Origin of the sequence: Streptomyces massasporeus, from assembly GCF_014648995.1 — a bacterium.
Taxonomy (GTDB): domain Bacteria; phylum Actinomycetota; class Actinomycetes; order Streptomycetales; family Streptomycetaceae; genus Streptomyces; species Streptomyces massasporeus.
On record NZ_BMSE01000020.1, the window covers coordinates 89,002 to 106,824 of the forward strand.

15 protein-coding genes are annotated in these 17,823 nt (G+C 72.5%); 7 read left to right on the forward strand and 8 right to left on the reverse strand.

Going from position 1 to position 17,823, the window contains the following annotated elements:
* Positions 1 to 162 precede the first annotated feature (162 nt).
* The 3 genes from IE153_RS33095 to IE153_RS33105 all read right to left on the reverse strand — a co-directional run bounded on the left by IE153_RS33095 (position 163) and on the right by IE153_RS33105 (position 3,898).
* Positions 163 to 2,187 (reverse strand): DUF1996 domain-containing protein, encoded by a 2,025-nt coding sequence (locus IE153_RS33095; protein WP_189593420.1) that lies wholly within the window; start codon positions 2,185 to 2,187, stop codon positions 163 to 165.
* A 253-nt stretch (positions 2,188 to 2,440) separates the two neighbouring features.
* On the reverse strand, positions 2,441 to 3,121 hold the full coding sequence (locus tag IE153_RS33100; protein WP_189593421.1) for a lytic polysaccharide monooxygenase auxiliary activity family 9 protein: 681 nt from the start codon (positions 3,119 to 3,121) through the stop codon (positions 2,441 to 2,443).
* A 144-nt stretch (positions 3,122 to 3,265) separates the two neighbouring features.
* On the reverse strand, positions 3,266 to 3,898 hold the full coding sequence (locus tag IE153_RS33105) for a GNAT family N-acetyltransferase (RefSeq protein ID WP_189593422.1): 633 nt from the start codon (positions 3,896 to 3,898) through the stop codon (positions 3,266 to 3,268).
* 112 nt (positions 3,899 to 4,010) lie between these two features.
* Between IE153_RS33105 and IE153_RS33110 the strand changes: the two genes are divergently transcribed.
* Positions 4,011 to 5,138, forward strand: a complete 1,128-nt coding sequence (locus IE153_RS33110; RefSeq protein ID WP_189593423.1) for a YihY/virulence factor BrkB family protein — start codon at positions 4,011 to 4,013, stop codon at positions 5,136 to 5,138.
* Positions 5,139 to 5,152: 14 nt separating this feature from the next.
* Here the strand turns inward: IE153_RS33110 and IE153_RS33115 are convergent, their stop codons facing one another.
* From IE153_RS33115 to IE153_RS33125, 3 genes are all read right to left on the reverse strand, one after another.
* Positions 5,153 to 5,605: a flavodoxin family protein gene (locus IE153_RS33115; RefSeq protein ID WP_097214661.1), complete on the reverse strand. Its 453-nt coding sequence runs from the start codon at positions 5,603 to 5,605 to the stop codon at positions 5,153 to 5,155.
* A 127-nt stretch (positions 5,606 to 5,732) separates the two neighbouring features.
* The gene (locus IE153_RS33120) at positions 5,733 to 6,164 is read right to left on the reverse strand and encodes a DUF3618 domain-containing protein (protein WP_189593424.1); all 432 of its coding nucleotides are present in this window, start codon (positions 6,162 to 6,164) and stop codon (positions 5,733 to 5,735) included.
* On the reverse strand, positions 6,161 to 6,604 hold the full coding sequence (locus IE153_RS33125; RefSeq protein ID WP_189593425.1) for a phage holin family protein: 444 nt from the start codon (positions 6,602 to 6,604) through the stop codon (positions 6,161 to 6,163). Before IE153_RS33125 ends, IE153_RS33120 begins: the two co-directional genes overlap by 4 nt.
* Before the next feature lie 147 nt (positions 6,605 to 6,751).
* Here IE153_RS33125 and IE153_RS33130 point away from each other — a divergent pair, with 147 nt between their 5' ends.
* Positions 6,752 to 7,201: an SRPBCC family protein gene (locus IE153_RS33130; RefSeq protein WP_189593426.1), complete on the forward strand. Its 450-nt coding sequence runs from the start codon at positions 6,752 to 6,754 to the stop codon at positions 7,199 to 7,201.
* A gap of 60 nt (positions 7,202 to 7,261) precedes the next feature.
* Here IE153_RS33130 and IE153_RS33135 read toward each other — a convergent pair whose 3' ends face one another.
* The gene (locus IE153_RS33135; protein ID WP_189593427.1) at positions 7,262 to 11,590 is read right to left on the reverse strand and encodes a cation-translocating P-type ATPase; all 4,329 of its coding nucleotides are present in this window, start codon (positions 11,588 to 11,590) and stop codon (positions 7,262 to 7,264) included.
* A gap of 16 nt (positions 11,591 to 11,606) precedes the next feature.
* A complete protein-coding gene (locus IE153_RS33140) occupies positions 11,607 to 12,158 on the reverse strand; it encodes a hypothetical protein (RefSeq protein WP_189593428.1) in 552 nt (183 codons plus the stop codon).
* Positions 12,159 to 12,571: 413 nt separating this feature from the next.
* Between IE153_RS33140 and IE153_RS33145 the strand changes: the two genes are divergently transcribed.
* The 5 genes from IE153_RS33145 (at position 12,572) to IE153_RS33165 (ending at position 17,762) form a co-directional block, all read left to right on the forward strand.
* The gene (locus IE153_RS33145) at positions 12,572 to 13,249 is read left to right on the forward strand and encodes a nucleotidyltransferase family protein (protein WP_189593429.1); all 678 of its coding nucleotides are present in this window, start codon (positions 12,572 to 12,574) and stop codon (positions 13,247 to 13,249) included.
* Positions 13,250 to 13,259: 10 nt separating this feature from the next.
* Positions 13,260 to 13,547, forward strand: a complete 288-nt coding sequence (locus IE153_RS33150) for a BON domain-containing protein (RefSeq protein ID WP_142166158.1) — start codon at positions 13,260 to 13,262, stop codon at positions 13,545 to 13,547.
* Positions 13,544 to 14,311, forward strand: a complete 768-nt coding sequence (locus IE153_RS33155; RefSeq protein WP_189593430.1) for a metallophosphoesterase family protein — start codon at positions 13,544 to 13,546, stop codon at positions 14,309 to 14,311. The genes IE153_RS33150 and IE153_RS33155 overlap by 4 nt, the downstream gene beginning before the upstream one ends.
* 224 nt (positions 14,312 to 14,535) lie before the next feature.
* Positions 14,536 to 16,200, forward strand: coding sequence for an alkaline phosphatase D family protein (locus tag IE153_RS33160; protein WP_189593431.1), 1,665 nt, complete (start codon positions 14,536 to 14,538; stop codon positions 16,198 to 16,200).
* 194 nt (positions 16,201 to 16,394) lie between these two features.
* Positions 16,395 to 17,762: a carbohydrate-binding protein gene (locus IE153_RS33165; protein WP_189593432.1), complete on the forward strand. Its 1,368-nt coding sequence runs from the start codon at positions 16,395 to 16,397 to the stop codon at positions 17,760 to 17,762.
* Positions 17,763 to 17,823 lie beyond the last annotated feature (61 nt).

Genomic DNA, 17,823 nt, shown 5'->3' on the forward strand with positions numbered 1-17,823 from the left:
TTCCAGGTGAGGTTCATGGGGCCCACGCTAGGGGGTGGCCGGTTCGGCGGCGGTCGAAGGGTGCCGGTGTGCGCCCCTGGCCGGACACGCGGAACGGCGGCGGGATCCGGTGGGATCCCGCCGCCGTCACCGCCTCACGCCGGGGCGTGATGTCCAGCCGCCTCACATGTGGCTGCGCCTCACCCGGCGGAGGACGACGAAGCCCGCGATGACCAGGACGGCACCCGCCGCGGCCGGCCAGAGCTGGGCGCCGGTGTCGGCCAGGCCGCCTCCGCCGACCGCCTGCGGCTCCGTCCGGGACGGGACCGACGGGGCCGGGGCGGCACTCGTCGCCTGGCCGACGGCCTGGGAGCCGCCGAGGCCATCGGTGTCCTCGTCGTCGCCGTTCTTCGAACCGCCGCCCTGCTCGGCGGCGTTGCCGTCGGCGGAGGCCGTCGCCTTCACCTCAGGCTGGGCGCCACCGGGAGCCGTGGACGCGTCGCCGGGCTCCGGCTCGGGGTCCGGTTCGTCCGCCGGGGGCTTCGCGGCCCCACCCTTGCCGTCGTCGCCGTCGTCGCCCTGGTCACCGGGCTTGCCGCCGCCGTTCCCGTTCTGCGGGGCGTCAGGCGTCTTGGTCGGCTCCTCCTGCGGGGCCTCCGGCGCCTTCGTCGGCTCCTCCTGAGGAGCCTCGGGCGTCTTGGTCGGCTCCTCCTGCGGGGCCTCCGGCGTCTTGGTCGGCTCCTCCTGGGGCTCCTCGCCCGGTGCCGGGTTCTGTCCGCCGTCCGCTCCGGCTCCGCACTTACGGCCGTCGTTGATGCAGTCGACCATCTCCCCCATCAGATCCTCGTCGAAGATGTTGATGAAGTCGCCGTGGTCCGTGACCGGCTTGTGCAACTGCTCCGGGAAGGAGTCGACCGCGAAGAGCGGTGTCGTACGGCCGCCGTCCTGCAGGCTCGGCGCATCGATGTCGTAGACGATGCGCTGGACCAGCTGCGGGATGGGGCGGAAGCCGGACGGGCAGTTCCCGGCGGCGTCCGCGAACGCCACGTGGGTGCGGTGGTTGGCGCTGTCGATGTTGCGGCCGTCCCAGCAGCTCTGGAACTTGAAGGTCCGTACGACGTCGCTGCCCTGCGGGCACAGCGGGTACTTGTCCTTCAGCTGCCGGTCCTCGAAACCGGTGCAGCTCCACGAGGCGTTGGCGTTGGCCGGGCCGTTCACGAACGACTTGGCGTCGCCGGTGATGATGCGCAGCAGCCGCGGCATGGCCGTGACCTTCTCGCGCGGGTTGCCGACGAACGTCAGCGTGACCTGCTTCGGCGTGACGATCTCGCCGGCGTTGCCCTCGATGCCGCCGCCCGGCTTCTGGGCGTCCTGCTCCTGGGCACCGTTCTGCAGGCGCACGACGGGCCAGTAGTAGGACGACTTGTCGCCCTGGTCGTCGCAGCTGGTCTCGGCCTTCGCGAGGTCCTGGTCGCTGGCGAAGGCGTTGTTGGACTGGTTGCCGACGTAGTCGTGGAAGTGGTGGGCGCCGTTGGTGACGCCCGGGGCGGCGATGATGTTGTCGGAGTTGAACAGGCCGTTCTCGTTCACACCGCAACTCGTGGCGAAGGAACCGCCGGACGCACCGGCCTTGTCGTTCACGTTGGGCTGGACGCTCTTGATGTCCGCGAAGTCGGCGGCGACGGGGCCGTTGCCCGCCTGCCCGCCGTTGGCACCCTGCCCCTGGCCGTTCCCCTGCTCCTGACCGGCCTGGCCCTGCTCCTCGGCGGGCTGGCCGTCACCGCCGTCCTGGCCTTCGCCCTGCGCGGGGGCCTCGTTGCCGTCCTCGACGGTGCAGGCGGCGAGGGCATCGAGTCCTTCGGGGCGGTCCCCGACGCGCTCGATGGCGATCGCGATGCGCTCGAGGGTCGCGGCCCGCTTCTCCTTCAACGGGTTCACGACCGCGTTGTCGGCGAAGCCGGGGTCCTGCTGCACCTGCTGGGCCGATTCGCTCAGCCGCTGATAGGCCTTGGCTATCTGCTCGTCGAGGAGGGCGAGTTCCTTGTCGACCTCCCCTCGCGCCTGTTCGGGGACCGAGGTCAGCTTGCTGCCGACGTCCGGGCAGTCGATCGTCGCGCCCGCGGTCCGAACCCCCGTGCCGGACCGTGTCTCGGCGGAGTCGCCGCCCGAACCTCCGTCCGTGGCGGAGGCGTAGACGTTCGCGGCCATCAGGCCGCCTCCGCCCAGGATCAGTGCGAATGCGGCGAAGGTCGCGCGTCGTGGGCCGGTAGGGCGTCTTCGCGTGTTGCGTCCCAAGGGTGCTCTCCTGCGCTTGTGGCGTGCCGGGCATGAAAATCCCCTCGCCCCATACGTACGGGAGCACCGGTGCGTTCACTAAGCTCGAAAACTTTCGGAGAACTCTCATGAAGGACGCACCGGCCCGAGCCCCGCCGGACGGTGCCGTCCGGCGGGGAGGCGCAGGTCAGCGGAAGTTCACGTCACTGCACAGGAAGTAGGTCTGGTCCATGTGCGAGGCCTGCCAGATCGTGTAGACGACGTGCCGGCCACTGAGTCCCGAAGTGCTCACGGGGATCTCGTAGTTCTGGCTGGGCGCGTACCTGCCGGTGCGCTTGACGAGCTGGAGGTCGTTCCAGGTCAGCGGCCGGGTGGTGGGGTCGAAGCCCTGCCGCGTGACGTAGACCAGGAAGTAGTCGGCGCCGTGACTGGCCTGGTCGTGGAGCTTCACCGTGAAGTCGCCGGTGACGTCCGTGGTCTTCCAGGCGCCGACCGCGTCGAGGGAGTTGTACCGGCCGCCCTCGGTCCGGCCGCCGCTGCACAGCCGGCCGTCGGGAACGGCTGCGGGGAAGTTCCCGCCGGAGCCGTTGCGGTACAGGCCGTTCCAGTTCCACATGGCGTTGGGGTTGTCCTGCCAAGCCTGCCAGCACATGGGGTCGAGCCGCGCCATCTCGGGGTTCTGGAAGTCACTCCCCCAGCGCAGCCAGCAGCCGTAGTTGCGGGAAGCCGGGTCGACGACCGAGCCGTGGGCGACGGCGGTGCCGCTCCAGGGGATCAGGCTGAGCAGTGCGGCGACCAGGACGCTCAGGGCGAGTGTCAGACGGGACCTGAGCATGGGGGGATGTGCGCCATGACCATGACACTTCATGATCTCTCGCTTTCGGGTGTGGGGGTGTGACGCGCTTCAGAGTCGCGCTTTCGATCATGTTTCGATGTGGGAGCGCTCCCACCGTCCAGACTGCATTCGATGACACGGGTCGGCAATGTTCGAATCGCGCCACTTCCGTATCGGTCAGAGCCGGTCGAGTTCCTTCGTGGTGCGTCCGAGATAGGTGGCCCCGCCCGGCTCGGGGACGTGGATCTCCGCGAAGCCCATGCGGTCGTAGAAGGCCCTGGCCCGGGTGTTGGCGGTGGCCATGGAGAGGTGGACGGCCGGCACTCCCCTGCCCTGGAGGGCCCCCAGGAGCGTCCGCATCAGGCGGCGTCCGTGACCGCGGCCCTGCCAGTCGGGCAGCAGGTCGATGTGCAGATGCGCGGGGTGACCGGCCAGTTCGGGAAGCACCATCCGTTCGGGGTGGTGCAGCAGGCCCGCGATCGCCTCGTCCGGGGTGCGCGGCGGCCGGGGAGGCTCCGGGTAGCGGTCGGCGACCAGCGGCAGCCATGTCACACGGAAGGCCTCGGCGAAGCGCGGGGTGTCGGCCGCGCCGAGGATGTAGCCGACCGCCCGCCCCTGCCCGTCGTCCACTACGAAGGCCAGGTCCGGCTCCAGATTCACGTACGGCGCGGCGAAGGTCACCGGGAAGATGCCCGGGTCGGCGTAGTGGGGGCGGCTGTCCTCGCCGTGGTGCGCGGTGCGGATGCAGATGTCGTCGAGGGCGGGACGGTCTTCGGGGCGGTACGGACGGATGGCGGGCGATGTGGTCATGACTGCATCGTGCAGGGCGTGGGAGCGCTCCCTCAACCACTTTCGGAGCAGCAGAGGACTCCGGCTCGAACGAGCGCGGCTTAAGGGCCCGGCCTGGGGTTACCCGGCTCACATGGTGAAGCTGCATATTCCGGGACGTAAAGAGCACGACGAGGCCGAGGCCCCGCCTCCGCAGAGCCCGGGCTCCGGGCCCGAGGCGGACCGCCGGGAGTCTCCCGAGGCGGACCGCCATGACGCCCCCGCCCCCGCTTCCGAGGAGCCCGGACCGGACCCCGAGGTGGAGCGTGCGGCGCCGGACTCGCCGGCCGAGATGCCCCGGAAGTCGTGGGGCGCAATACTGAAGGGCAGCCTGCGGGAGTTCAAGGACGACGAACTGACCGACCGGGCGGCCGCGCTGACGTACTACGGCGTGCTCGCGATGTTCCCGGCGCTTCTCGTGCTGGTGTCGATGCTGGGCCTCACCGGCCGGTCGACCACGGACAAGGTCACCGAGAACGTCCGCGAGCTCGTGCCCGGCTCGGCGGGCGACATCATCACCCGGGCCGTCGACCAGCTGCAGGGCAACGCCGGCATCGGCTCGCTGATGGCGATCGTCGGTCTGGTGCTGGCCGTGTGGTCGGCGTCCGGCTATGTGGGGGCGTTCATCCGCTCCGCCAACGCCGTCTACGACATGCCCGAGGGCCGGCCGGTGTGGAAGCTGCTGCCGATGAGGGTGGGTATCACGGTCGTGCTGCTGGTGATGGCCGTCATCAGCGCGCTGATCGTGGTGTTCTCGGGCGGGCTGGCGCAGCAGGCCGGAGACGCGCTGGGCATCGGCGACACCGCGTTGACGGTGTGGTCGATCGCCAAGTGGCCCGTCCTGGTCCTGTTGGTCGTGAGCATGATCGCGATCCTGTACTGGGCGGCGCCGAACGCCAAGGTGAAGGGGTTCCGCTGGATCACTCCGGGCAGTTTCCTGGCCCTGCTGATCTGGATGGTCGCCTCCGCCGGTTTCGCGGTCTACGTGGCCAACTTCGCCTCGTACAACAAGACCTACGGCACCATGGCCGGTGTCATCGTCTTCCTCATCTGGCTGTGGATCACCAATCTGGCGATCCTGCTGGGTCTGGAGTTCGACGCGGAGACGGTGCGGCAGCGGGCCATCGCCGGTGGGCATCCGCCGGAGGCCGAGCCGTACACCCAGCCGCGTGACACCCGGGCGTGGGACGAGCAGGACCGGCGCCGACTGGAAGAGACCTGACCCGGTCGGCCGGGTCAGCCCATGAGTCCGGCGGCAACGGTCGCGCCCAGTTCCCAGCACCGTTCGAGGTCGCCCTTGTCCGGCTCGCCGGTCACGGTGACGGCCTCTGCGGTGCGGCGCCAGCCGAGGCCCGTGGTGACCGACTCGATCCCGCGCACCGCGCCGGTGACGTCGTTGCCGCCGTGCACCCAGTAGCCGAAGGGGCGGCCGCGGGTCGCGTCCAGGCACGGGTAGTAGACCTGGTCGAAGAAGTGCTTGAGGGCGCCGGACATGTAGCCGAGGTTCGCGGGTGTGCCGAGAAGGAAGCCGTCGGCGGCGAGGACGTCGGAGGCGGTGGCGGACAGCGCGGGCACGCGGACGACCCGGACGTCCTCGATGTCGGGGTCCGTCGCCCCGGAGACGACGGCTTCGAACATCGCCTGGCAGTTCGGCGAGGGCGTGTGATGGACGATCAGCAAGGTGGCCACGGCACCCGACCTTGCCGTCCGGACACCCGTCACGCAAGCCCGGGCCCCGTCACCGCGTGCGGTGACGGGGCCCGGGTGCCGCTGTCGCTCAGCCGTTGCCGCGACGGCTGGTCGGCAGGCAGACCACTCAGCGGTTGCCGCGACGGCGGATCAGCAGGCAGGCCACGAGAACGACGCCCGCGCCCGCCAGCAGCGCGGCCCGGTGGTCGCGCACCTGCTGCGGGGCCTTGTCCTGCCAGACCTGCTCGGCCTGTGCGGCCTTCTCCTTCGCGCCCTGAGCGGCGACGGCGCCCTTCTGCTTCACCGGCTCGGGCAGCTTCTCCTCCACGGTGTGGGCGACCTGCGCTGCCTTGGCCCTGGCCTGCCCGCTCCATTCCTGGGCCTTGGCCCCGGCCTGCTCCCTGACCGCGACGGCCTTCTCACGGGCGCGGGTCTTGACGTCGGCCCGGTCCGCCAGTGCCTGGACGGTGTCGCCGAGTTCGTGGCGGGTGTGCTCGACCTGCTCGCGCAGCTCCTGCTGGCTGCGGGCGGTCGGCTCGTCGTGCGGGGGCTGGGTCATCGCTGTGCACTCTCCTTGATCTCGGCCACGTCGGCCTTCACGCTGTCGATGGTTTGCTGCGGGGCGGGCGGGGTGGCGCTGCGCACCTGCTTGCGGCCGGCCAGCGCCGTGAGGCCCGTGGCGAGGGCCAGTACGCCCGTGACGATCAGCGCCGCCGCCCACACCGGCAGCGGTACGGCCAGGGCGGCGATCACCGTGGCGACCAGGGCCTGGAGGGTGACGAAGCCGAGTACGCCGGCTCCGCCGAACAGGCCGCCGCCTTTGCCGAAGCGCTTGCCCTTCTCGGTCATCTCCGCCTGGGCGAGACGCATCTCACCGCGCACCAGGTCGGTCAGTTGCTCGGTGGCCCGCTGCACCAGCTCGCCCACCGGCTCGTCCCCGGCCGCCGGCGCGCTCCCCGAGCGGGGCGCGGCGGGGGCCGTGTGGTGCGTGTCCGTCATGGCGATCACCTCCCGTTCCGTAGTTCGGGGCCGGGTACCAGCAACAGCGGAAAAGACACCTGGTGAGACAAGTTGCGATGACGATGAGTGAGCGGCGCGAGATCCGGTACCCGTCCGTCGCTCACACACAAGAGACGGAGGTTCGCCTTGTCGCAGGTAGAGGAATCCATCGAGGTCCGCGTGCCGGTGCACACCGCGTACAACCAGTGGACGCAGTTCGAGTCCTTCCCCCAGTTCATGGACGGTGTCGAGCGCATCGAGCAGCGCACCGACACCCTCACGCACTGGGTGACGAAGATCGGCGGCCAGGCGCGGGAGTTCGACGCGGAGATCACCGAGCAGGTCCCGGACGAGCGCGTCGCCTGGACCACCGTGGGCGGCGAGGCGCGGCAGGCCGGTGTGGTGACGTTCCATCGCATCCAGGACGACACGACCAAGGTCATGCTGCAGATGGACTTCGACCCCAGCGGAGTGGCCGAGACCGTCGGCGACAAGCTCGGGTTCGTGAAGCGGCAGGTCTCCGGTGATCTGGCACGGTTCAAGGAGTTCATGGAGGCCCGCGGAGCGGAGACGGGCGCCTGGCGCGGCACGGTCTGACCAGGTGTGAGGAGGCCGCCACCCCGGCATGGGGTGGCGGCCTCCCGCTGTGCCCGCCCGCTACGCCACGGGGGCGGCGATACCGCTGCGGAAGAGCTGCCGGGCCTGCGAGCTCAGGTCGTTGAGGCGCAGGGCGAGTTGCGCCGCGGCGTCGTAGAGGGCGTGCACGGCACCTAGGCGCTCCAGGCGGGGGGCCAGGGCCGACAGGGCGATGGCCAGGGCGACGCCGGCCCAGGCGACGGGGCCGAGCGGGGTGCAGCCGAAGAAGTGGCTGACGCCGGGGGTCTGGACGAGGGCGGCGAGGACCGCGGCGGAGCCGAGGGCCGTGACCCACACCAGGGTGCTGTGGCGACGTCCGGAAAGGGTCTGGACGAGCTGGGCGCCGACCACGCCGCACAGGGCCATGGTGGTGGACCGGCGTTCGGTGCCGGGGGTGAGACGCCCGATGAGGTACGCCGCGACCGCGCCGAAGCAGGTGGTGATGCCGCGGCGGCGGATGGAACGCAGCAGGGGCGCGCCCAGGACATCGAGGCCCATCGGGCCGGTCGCGGCGTGCTCGGCGGTCGAGGGGTCGCTGCTCGGTGTGACGGCCACGGCCATGGCCGGGAACATGTCGGTGAGCAGGTTGACCAGCAGCAGCTGACGGGTCGACAGAGGTGAGGCGCCGGCGAGCAGGGTGCCGAGGACACTGAAGCCGACCTCGCCTGCGTTGCCGCCGATGAGGATGCTCACCGCGTCGGCGACGCTGCGCCACAGGGCACGGCCCTCGGCGACCGCGTCCACCAGGACGGACAGGTCACCGGTGGTGAGCACCAGGTCGGCGGCGTTGCGGGCGGCGGCGGAGCCGCGGGACTCGACGCCGACCCCGACGTCGGCGGCGCGGATGGCGGCGGCGTCGTTGGCACCGTCGCCGGCCATCGCCACGACCCGCCCGGCCTGTTGCAGGGCCTCGACGACGTGCAGTTTCTGCTCGGGGGCGACCCGGGCGATGACGCCCGCTCCGCGCAGGACCCGGACGCGTTCGCGGCGTTCCATGGCGACGAGCTCGTCGCCGGTCACCGCCTCGGTCTCCTCCGGCCAGCCCAGTTGCAGGGCGATGGCGCGGGCGGTCTCCGGGTGGTCGCCGGTGAGCATGACGGGCAGGATGCCGGAGCGGCGCAGTTCCGCGAGCAGGGCGTGCGAGGTGTCGCGCGGGACGTCGGCGAGGGCGACGAAGCCGCAGAACTCCAGGTCCGCGAGCGGCAGGTCGAGTTCGGCCTCGGCGTCGTCGCCCCGGCAGGCGCGGCGGGCGACGGCGAGGAGGCGCAGCCCCTGCCCGGCCAGCTCGTGGGCGGTGTCCCAGGCGTGGCCGGGAAGGTCGCGGCAGGCGGGCAGGATCGTCTCGGGGGCGCCCTTGACGACGAGGAGTTCACCCATGTCGGGGTCGCCGTCCCGGCCGATCGCGGCGGCGTAGCCGCGGCGGGTCTCGAAGGGCAGTTCGCCGGTGGGGGCCCAGCCCTGGTCGGGCGGGGCGACGTCGAGGACGGCCTCGTCGGTGGCGTGCGCGACCCTGCGGCCCTGCCCCGTCTCCTCCTGCGGGCAGGCGCGCGCGGCCAGCCGCACGATCGGGTCGGCCTGCTCGTCGTCCGTGGCGAGGACGGTGCCGTCTGCGGTGGCGACGCGGACCAGGCGCAGCTTGTTCTCGGTGAGGGTGCCGGTCTTGTCGAAGCAGACGGTGTCGACCCGGCCGAGCGCCTCCAGGGTGCGCGGGGTGCGGACCAGGACGCCGCGGCGGGACAGCCGGCGGGCCGCCGCCATCTGCGCGACGGTGGCGACGAGCGGCAGCCCCTCGGGGACGGCGGCGACGGCGACCGCGACACCACCGCTGACGGCGCGCCGGACGGGGCTGCCGCGCAGCAGGGACAGCCCGGTCACGGCCGCGCCGCCGGTGAAGGTGACCGGCAGGGCCTTGCGGGTGAGTTCCTGGAGCCGGGCCTGGACGCCGGCGGGGGGCGGGGTGCGGGCGGCGAGGGTGACGGCCCGGCCCGCCTCGGTCTGGTCGCCGGTGTCGACGACGAGGGCGGTGGCCCGTCCGGCCACGACGGTGGTGCCCTCGAAGACCATGCAGGTGCGCTGGGCCACCGGCAGGCCGGGGGTGGCGTCGACGGACTTGGTCACCGGCAGGGACTCGCCGGTGAGTGCCGACTCGTCGACCTCCAGGCCGTCGACGTCCAGCAGCCGGGCGTCGGCGGGGACGACGTCGCCGGCGCCGAGGCTGATCTCGTCCCCGGGGCGCAGCCGGGCGGCGTCGACGGTGACCGTGCGGGTGCCGCCGTTCTGCTTGCGGGCCTTGGGCTGCTGCCGGGCGGCGAGCCGGGCCAGGGCCTGTTCGGCGCGCAGCCGCTGGAGTCCGCCGGTCACCGCGTTGAGGTCCATGGCGCCGACGACGAGCAGGGCGTCGACGACCGAACCGAGCAGGGCGGAGGCGACGGCGCCGGTGGCGAGGACGGGCGTGAGCGGGTCGTCGAGTTCGCGGCGTACGGCACCGGCCGCCTGCCACGTCCAGCGGGCGGGGGCGAGGGCCGGGTGCCGGGTCAGGCGGGCGGCCTGCTGCTTGGAGTGGTCGGCGAGCAGGGCGAGTCCGCGGGGCTCGCCGTCGCGGTCGGCGCGCCCGAGCCGGTCGCGTGCCTCGTGGGGTTCCAGGGCGTGCCAGGGAATGTGCAGCCGGGGTGGCGGCGGGGTCGCCCGGGCCACCCGGACGGCTTCGAGCCAGCCGGTGATCAGGGCGTTGGCGGCGGCGATGTTGACGGGCGCGTGCCGGGTGAGGGGCCACAGGAGGTGACGTCCCGGGGGCTGCCCGCCGCGGGCGACGAGGAGCCCGGACAGGGCCGCGCCGGCGCGGGCCAGGGTCTGGGAGCGGCGTCCGACGCGCCGGGCCGCGGGGATGGCCGTGAGCAGCCGCCACACGTCGGCGAGGCCGCCCGGTGCCAGCACGTCGACGCCCCAGGAGACGGCCGCCCGCCCGTCGGCGAGGGCGATGGCCACGTCACCGGCGGGCAGCCCGGCCGCGACGTGCCCGTCGCCGGACTCGTTCAGGCGGGCGACGGTCACGACGACGCGTCCCTCGTCCTGGAGTGCCCGTACGACGTCTCCGAACGGCTTGGCGCTCGGGGCGACCTCGTCGGCGAGGCGGGTGATGTCCTTCAGGTCGGAGCCGCCCGCGATGACGACGTGCAGTCCGGCCCTGCGGGCGGCGTCCAGCACGGCCTCGGCGAAGGGGTGGACCGGGTCGTCGGGCAAGCCGTCGTCGGTGTCGCCGGGCCGCAGGCTGCGCAGGGCGTCGGCGTGCAGGACCAGGGCGTCGGCGATCTCCAGTTGCCGCAGGCGCTCCCCATTGCGCAGGAGGATCCCGGCGTGGGCGAGGTAGGTGCCGAGGGTCGCGCCGAAGGCGGCGGGGCCGTAGCGGGCCGCCTTCGGGGATCCGGCGAGGACCGCTTCGGCCGCGTCCCTCGCGTTGTGCGTGACGAGGAGGGTGGCGGCGGCGCCGGCGAGGCTGCCGGTGCTGGCGTGGGAGGCGTACTCCGCGGCGGGGGTCACCTTGAGCGGCGGCCGGGTGTTCACGGGGCAGGGCAGGCTGGTGCGCCGGTGGTGGCAGACGTCGTCGTGCAGCGTCTCGAAGGCCGCTGCCCTGGCCACGGCTTCGGTGAGCTGGTTGCCGCGCAGGATGCCGTCGAGCACGAGGGCGAGCGGGGTCTGGCCGATGCCGTGGGCGGCGGCGTTGGCCGCGGCGAGGACGAGTTCCATACCGGACGCGCCGAACCGCTGCCGGAGCAGGGCCCGGAAGCGGGGGTTCTCGCGCAGCAGCGTGACGGTGGCGGTGATGATCCGCGAGGTGGGCGGCAGCCGCAGGGACCGGCCGGCCAGGGCACCGGCCGTTCCCGCGGCGTCCATCAGGATCGCCGCCGCGGTGACGCGCACCTCGGTGGGGTCCCCGGGGTGGCTGGTGTCCCGGACGTTGGGGTCGGCGCCCTCGACCAGGCCGAAACGGGTGGCGAGCTCGGTGGCCCGCTCGGTGACGCGGTCGGTGGCGGCGTCCTCGGCCACGGTGATAACCAGGCGGGACAGTCCGCCGTCCCAGTACGCCGTGAGCACGTCCGGGTGCTCGACCAGTTCCTCGGCGACCTGGCGGGCGAGGGCCCCGGCCTCGCCCCCGGGGTGCCGCAGAGCGAGGTGGAGGCGCTGCCCGGCCTTCCAGTGCTGTCCGCCGGTCAGGGCGTTGCGCGCGACGTTGCGGACGCGGCGCGTGGTGTCGTAGGCGGACGTCACCGACCGGGCGGCGCTGCGGGCGGCGCCCGCCGCCGCCCCGGCCACGGCGCCGGCGAGCGGGGTGACGTCGAAGAGTGCGAGCATCTGCTGCCGTCCCGACTCAGCCCGTGGGACGGCTGTCGTGCGCGTGCCCGTGGGGCTGCTCCTCGCCGTGGTGCGCGGTGGCCTCGGCGACCTGCTTCAGCGCGGAGGCGGTGGCGGTGTCGCCGACCTTGGCGGGCTGTTCGTGGACGTGTTGTTCCGACTCCTCATGGTGGTGGGAGGGGGTGAGCCTGCCGCCCGGGCCGTGCACGGAGGTGTCCTCGTCGTCGCGGCGGGTCCGGGCGGGGCGGTGGTCCCCGGCCCCGGCGGAGTGTGTGCCGCCGTTCGGTGACGCGCCGTCGTGCTGCTGTCCGGGCCGCGGCCGGGTCAGCCATGCCACGGCCGCGCCGGTCACCGCCACCGGCCACTCCACGACTCCGGCCACGCCGAGCACCCCTGCGCCGGCGTAGACGGCCATCCGGCGGCCTCGCGGCGAGACCGCGCCGATCCTGTCCAGCGCGTCCGTGGCCACCTTGCCCACCTGCTCCGCACCCGGCAGGTGCCGCAGGCCCGAGGCCATCGCTCGCAGCGGCTGCGGAAGATCGGACGAACGTGATGTCTCCTGGTTCATGTCGACCTCCACAAGCGCGTTGTCCAGCGGCGTCATCCGGTTTCCCAGCCTTTTGCCCCATATTCCGCCTTTGGTCGAGTATGCGCTTGTCTTGTTCGGCCGGGGTGTCAGAAGGCGGTCTCGCCGTCGTGGGGCCGCCCATGCAGCACGTGGTGGACCCCTGCGAGCCGTCGCGGCCGGGCGGTCCGGCCCGTAGCAGCCTTGCGAGGGCGTTCGGGAGCCGCCACCCGGGGAGGAGGGGCCCGACGCCGCGTCCGGCGGCGGGCGAGCACCGGCCTGGGACCGGGCCCGGCGCTCTTCGGAAGCCGTCCGTGTCGGGCCGGGCGCGCCGGGTACCCAATGCAGGCAAACAGGCCGTCTCGGGTCCGGACACCGCACGGGAGCGGAGCGTCCGGTTCGGCGAAGGAGTGGTCATGACGCAGAACGGTGATGACGCGACGCTCGTCCGGCGACCGGGGGTCCCCGACCTCCGGACGGCACCGGACGGGGACGAGCCCGCGCCACCACAGGACCCGCAGGCGGACCAGCCGCTGCAGGAACTGCCCCAGGACCGCAACCAGGCGCTTCTGGAGGCCGCCAAGCAGGTCGGCGCCCTGCTCAAGCGCAAGGGTCATCTGTTCGCGCTGGCCGGCGGTGTGGCCGCGTACGCCCACGGCGGTGAGAAGAACCTGCAGCACGACGTCGATTTCGCGATCCGCCCCGAGGACGCGGAGGCGGTGGCCGCCACGCTCCATGAAGCCGGGCTGACGGTCTACACACCGCCGGAGGACTGGCTGATCAAGGCCACGTGTTTCGGTCAGCCGGTCGACATCATCTTCGAGCTGGCGCACCGGCCGGTCGGCGCGGACATGCTGGAGCGGGCGGAGGAGCTGTCGGTCGACTCGGTGCGCATGCCCGTGCTGGCCCCGACCGATCTGCTGTGGAGTCTGACCGCCGCGTTCTCCGAGCACCACTGCGACTTCGGGGCGGCCCTGCCCATCGCCCGCGCCCTGCGGGAGAAGGTCGACTGGGAGCGGGTGCGGCGCGAGTGCGGGGACGAGCCCATGCCGGCGGCCTTCTTCTTCCTCCTGGAGCGCCTGAACGTCATCTGAAGGAGCACCCATGAGCACCCACGGTTCACAGGACGCGGGCGGCGGACCGCCGGCCGAGAACCTGGACTACCGCATCGCCCACCTCCAGGACCGCCTCGCCTCCGGTGAACTCGGTGAACTGGGCGTACGCGTCGAGGCCCGCGGCCGGACGGTGCTGCTCACCGGCACCGTGCCCTCGGCGCCCTGCCGCGACGAGATCCTGCGCACGGTCCACGAGGAGCTCGCCGGGTTTCCGGTGCACAGCGACCTCGTGGTCACCGAGGCGTCCTCCCCCGACCACGCGGAGGAGCTCTCATGATCCGCATCGCAGCCGTCGGAGACATCCACATGGGGCCCGACAGCCAGGGCGTGCTGCGCCCCGCCTTCGAGACCCTGCCCGAGTGCGCCGACCTCCTGCTGCTGGCCGGGGACCTCACCCGGCACGGCACGCCCGAGGAGATGCGGGTGGTGGCCCGGGAGATCGAGGATCTCGCCGTCCCCGTCGTCGCCGTCCTCGGCAACCACGACCATCACGACGACCGGCCGGACGAGGTCACGGCCATCCTCCGGGACGCCGGGGCGCACGTCCTGGAAGGGCAGGCGACGGTCGTCGAGAGCGGCGGTGCGCGGATCGGCGTCGCCGGGACGAAGGGGTTCGGCGGCGGCTTCGTGGGCCGCTGCGCCGGGGAGTTCGGCGAGCCGGTGATGAAGGAGTTCGTCCGTCACTCGCGCCGGTGCGCCGACGGCCTGCGGGCCGCCCTGGAGCAGCTGGGCGAGGAGGGCTGTGACGCACGGATCGCCCTGACGCACTACTCCCCCGTCGCCGACACCCTGGCGGGCGAGCCGCTGGAGATCTACCCGTTCCTGGGGAGCTATCTGCTGGCCGAGGCGATCGACACGGCCGGGGCCGACCTCGCGGTGCACGGGCACGCGCACGCCGGCACGGAGCACGGCATGACGAGCGGCGGCGTGCGGGTGCGCAACGTGGCCCAGCCGGTCATCGGACGGGCCTTCCACGTGTACCACCTGCCGGTCCGGGAGCCCGCCGCGAGCGGCGCCGCCGCACAACAACACGCCCACTGAGCACGCCTCTTCCCCTCCGCCGCCGGCGAACGCCGGCGGCGGTTTGCGTTGCCCGCCACCACGCGCCCGAACCGGCCGTGTACCGCCTGTGGTGTGAACCCCTCGCACGTCGCGCCTGTTTCAGACATTTTGTCTGCTTAGCATGCGAACTCCGCGCTCCGCACATCGGCGATGTCCCCACGCGTCCGCCCGGGGCGCACGTGCCCCGTACGAGAGGACATCAGATGGCGCTGACGGGCCGTCAAAGACCACCCTCCGAACATGCCTTCTCCCCGCAGGACGCCGTACTGCGCAGCGCGGCGCCGCATGTCGCCCGCCGTCGCTTCCTGACCGTCACCGCGGCCGCCGCCATGCTCGCCTTCAGCACCAACCGGCCGGCGCGCGGCGCCACCGCCACCCGTGAACGCCCCGCGGCCCGGATCACCGACAACCCTTTCACCCTCGGCGTCGCCTCCGGGGACCCGCTGTCCGACTCGGTGCTGCTGTGGACCCGGCTCGCGCCCCAGCCGTTCGCGGAGGACGGCGGCCTCGGCCAGGAGCGGGTCGCCGTCTCCTGGGAAGTGGCCCTGGACGAGTGGTTCGTCGTCGTCGAGCAGCAGGGCACCGCCACGGCACATCCCGAGTACGCCCACAGCGTCCACGTCGACGTCAAGGGCCTGAGGTCGGACAGCGAGTACTACTACCGGTTCCGGGTGGGCTCCTGGATCAGTCCCCTTGGCCGCACCCGCACCGCACCGGCCCAGGGCAGTGACACGGACCGCCTGCGACTGGCCGCCGTCGCCTGCCAGGCCTACCAGGACGGCTACTACACCGCCCACCGGCATCTGGCGCAGGAAGACGTCGACGTGGTCCTCTTTCTCGGCGACTACCTGTACGAGTACGCCGTGGACTCCGCAGGCGGGGCCCGCCGCTACACCGACCGCAAGCTGCCCGACGTGTTCAACCGCGAGGCGACCACGCTCGCGGACTACCGGCTGCGCTACGCGCTCTACAAGAGCGACCCGGACCTGCAGGCCGCGCACGCCCGGCATCCGTTCGTCGTCACCTGGGACGACCACGAGACGGAGAACAACTACGCGGGCGCCTACGACGAGAAGGGCAGCGCCCCGGAGGAGTTCCTGGTGCGGCGGGCCGCTGCCTACCGGGCGTACTGGGAGAACCAGCCACTGCGCGCCGAGCAGTTGCCGAACGGGCCCGACGCCCGGCTGTACCGGCGGCTGGCCTGGGGCTCGCTCGCCCAGTTCGACATCCTCGACACCCGCCAGTACCGCTCCGACCAGGCCTTCGGCGACCGGCCGCACGCGCCGGGCCCCGAGTCGGACGATCCGGCCCGTACCCTCACCGGTGCCGATCAGGAGCGCTGGCTGCTGGACGGCTGGCAGAAGTCGACCGCGCTGTGGCACGTGCTGCCCCAGCAGGTGTGCTTCTCCCAGCGCAAGTTCGACCTGACCGAACCGGCGCGGGTCTCCATGGACGCGTGGGACGGCTACCGCGCCTCCCGCGACCGCGTCATGGCGGGCGCGAAGGCCGCGGGGATCGACAACTGGATGGTCCTCACGGGGGACGTCCACGTCGGATACGCCTTCGACATCAAGGAGAACTTCGACGACCCGGCCTCCAAGACGGTCGGCACGGAGCTCACCTGCACCTCCATCGCCAGTGGCGGGAACGGCACCGCGAAGCCGGGCGAATGGGACACGTACATGAAGGCCAACCCCCACATGAGGCACTTCGACGGCCGGCGCGGCTACGTCCGGGTCGAGATGGACCGCGAGAACGCCCAGGTCGACTTCCGGACGGTCCCGGCCATCACGACGCCCGGCGGCGGCATCTCGACGACTGCCTCCTTCGTCACGGAGGTGGGTTCGCCCGGCCTGAAGTCCGCGTGAGGCGTCGGCGCGCGTACTGCACATGGCGCCGTTCCCCGCACCAAAGCGCGAAACGGGACGGTCCGGGACATCACACCGAGCCGTTCCGGCAAGGCCTGTTCGAGCTCACCATGATCGGTACCCACAGCTCAACCTGTGTCGCTGCACCGTATCGACATCCGTATCGAACGCTGTGATCTAAGGAGACGCATCGCATGGTCCACAGACATGCCGTGGCCGGTCGCCGGGTGGCGCTGACCGCGCTCGGCGCGCTGGTCGCCACCGGGATCCCCGCCGCCTGGGCGGCCGAGCCGACGCCCGCGGCCGGCCCTTTGCCCTCGGCCGCCCAGACACTCGGCGCCGACCGGCCGTCGGCTCCGGTGCTGCGCGCCCTGGAGCGCGACCTCGGGCTGACCCCGGCCCAGGCGTCCCGGCGGCTGGTCAACGAGGCGGAGGCGGGCACACGGGCGGGTCGGCTGCGCAACGCCCTGGGCGTCCGCTTCGCGGGAGCCTGGCTGCGCGGCACCACGTCGCAGGAACTCATGGTGGCGACCACCGACGCCGCGGACGTGCCCGCCATCAAGGCCCAGGGCGCGAAGGCGACCGTCGTGAAGACGACGCTGCGCGACCTGCGGGCCGTCAAGCGGAAACTGGACGTGGCGTCCGCCCGGGTCAGCACCAGCGACGCGCCCCTGTGGTATGTCGACATCCCGGCGAACCGGGTGGTGGTGGAGACCGTGGACAAGGCCGCCGCGGCCGCGTTCGTCAAGGCCGCCGGTCTCGGCGCCAAGAGCGTGAGCGTGAAGGTCACGGCGAACCGGCCGCGCCTGCTGGAGGATCTCACCGGCGGCGACGCCTACTACATCGACGGCACCGCCCGCTGCTCCATCGGCTTCTCCGTCACCAAGGGCGAGCAGGAGGGCTTCGCCTCTGCGGGCCACTGCGGCAAGCCGGGCGCCAGGACGACCGGGTACAACCAGGCGGCGCAGGGCACGTTCCAGGCCTCCACCTTCCCCGGCAAGGACATGTCGTGGGTGGCCGTCGTCGACCCGTGGAAGGCCACACCCAACGTGAAGGGCGAGGGCGGACAGCCGGTGGCGATCACCGGCTCGGTCCAAGCGCTCGTCGGGGCGGCGATCTGCCGCTCGGGCTCCACCACGGGGTGGCACTGCGGCAAGGTGGAGCAGCACGACACGAGCGTCAGCTACGCCGAGGGCAGGGTGGACGGACTGACCCGGACGACGGTGTGCGCCGAGCCGGGCGACTCCGGCGGGCCGTACGTCTCAGGCGTCCAGGCTCAGGGCGTGACGTCCGGCGGCTCCGGCGACTGCAAGACCGGCGGCACCACGTTCTACCAGCCGATCAACGCGCTGCTCAGCGATTTCGGTCTCACGCTCAAGACCGCCGTCGCCCAGTCCCCGGCGCCCCAGGGCAACGCGGCGCAGACATGGACCCCGGGCCGCGTCTACGAGGCCGGGGTCACGGTCACGCACGCGGGTGTGCGCTACCAGTGCCTGCAGACCCATCAGGCCCAGGGCCCCTGGTCGCCCACCGCCACCCCTGCCCTGTGGCAGCGGGTGTGACGAACGGTCAGGGCTGTCCGGCGCCTGAACGGCGTGTACCGTCGGCGCCGGACGGGCCCGG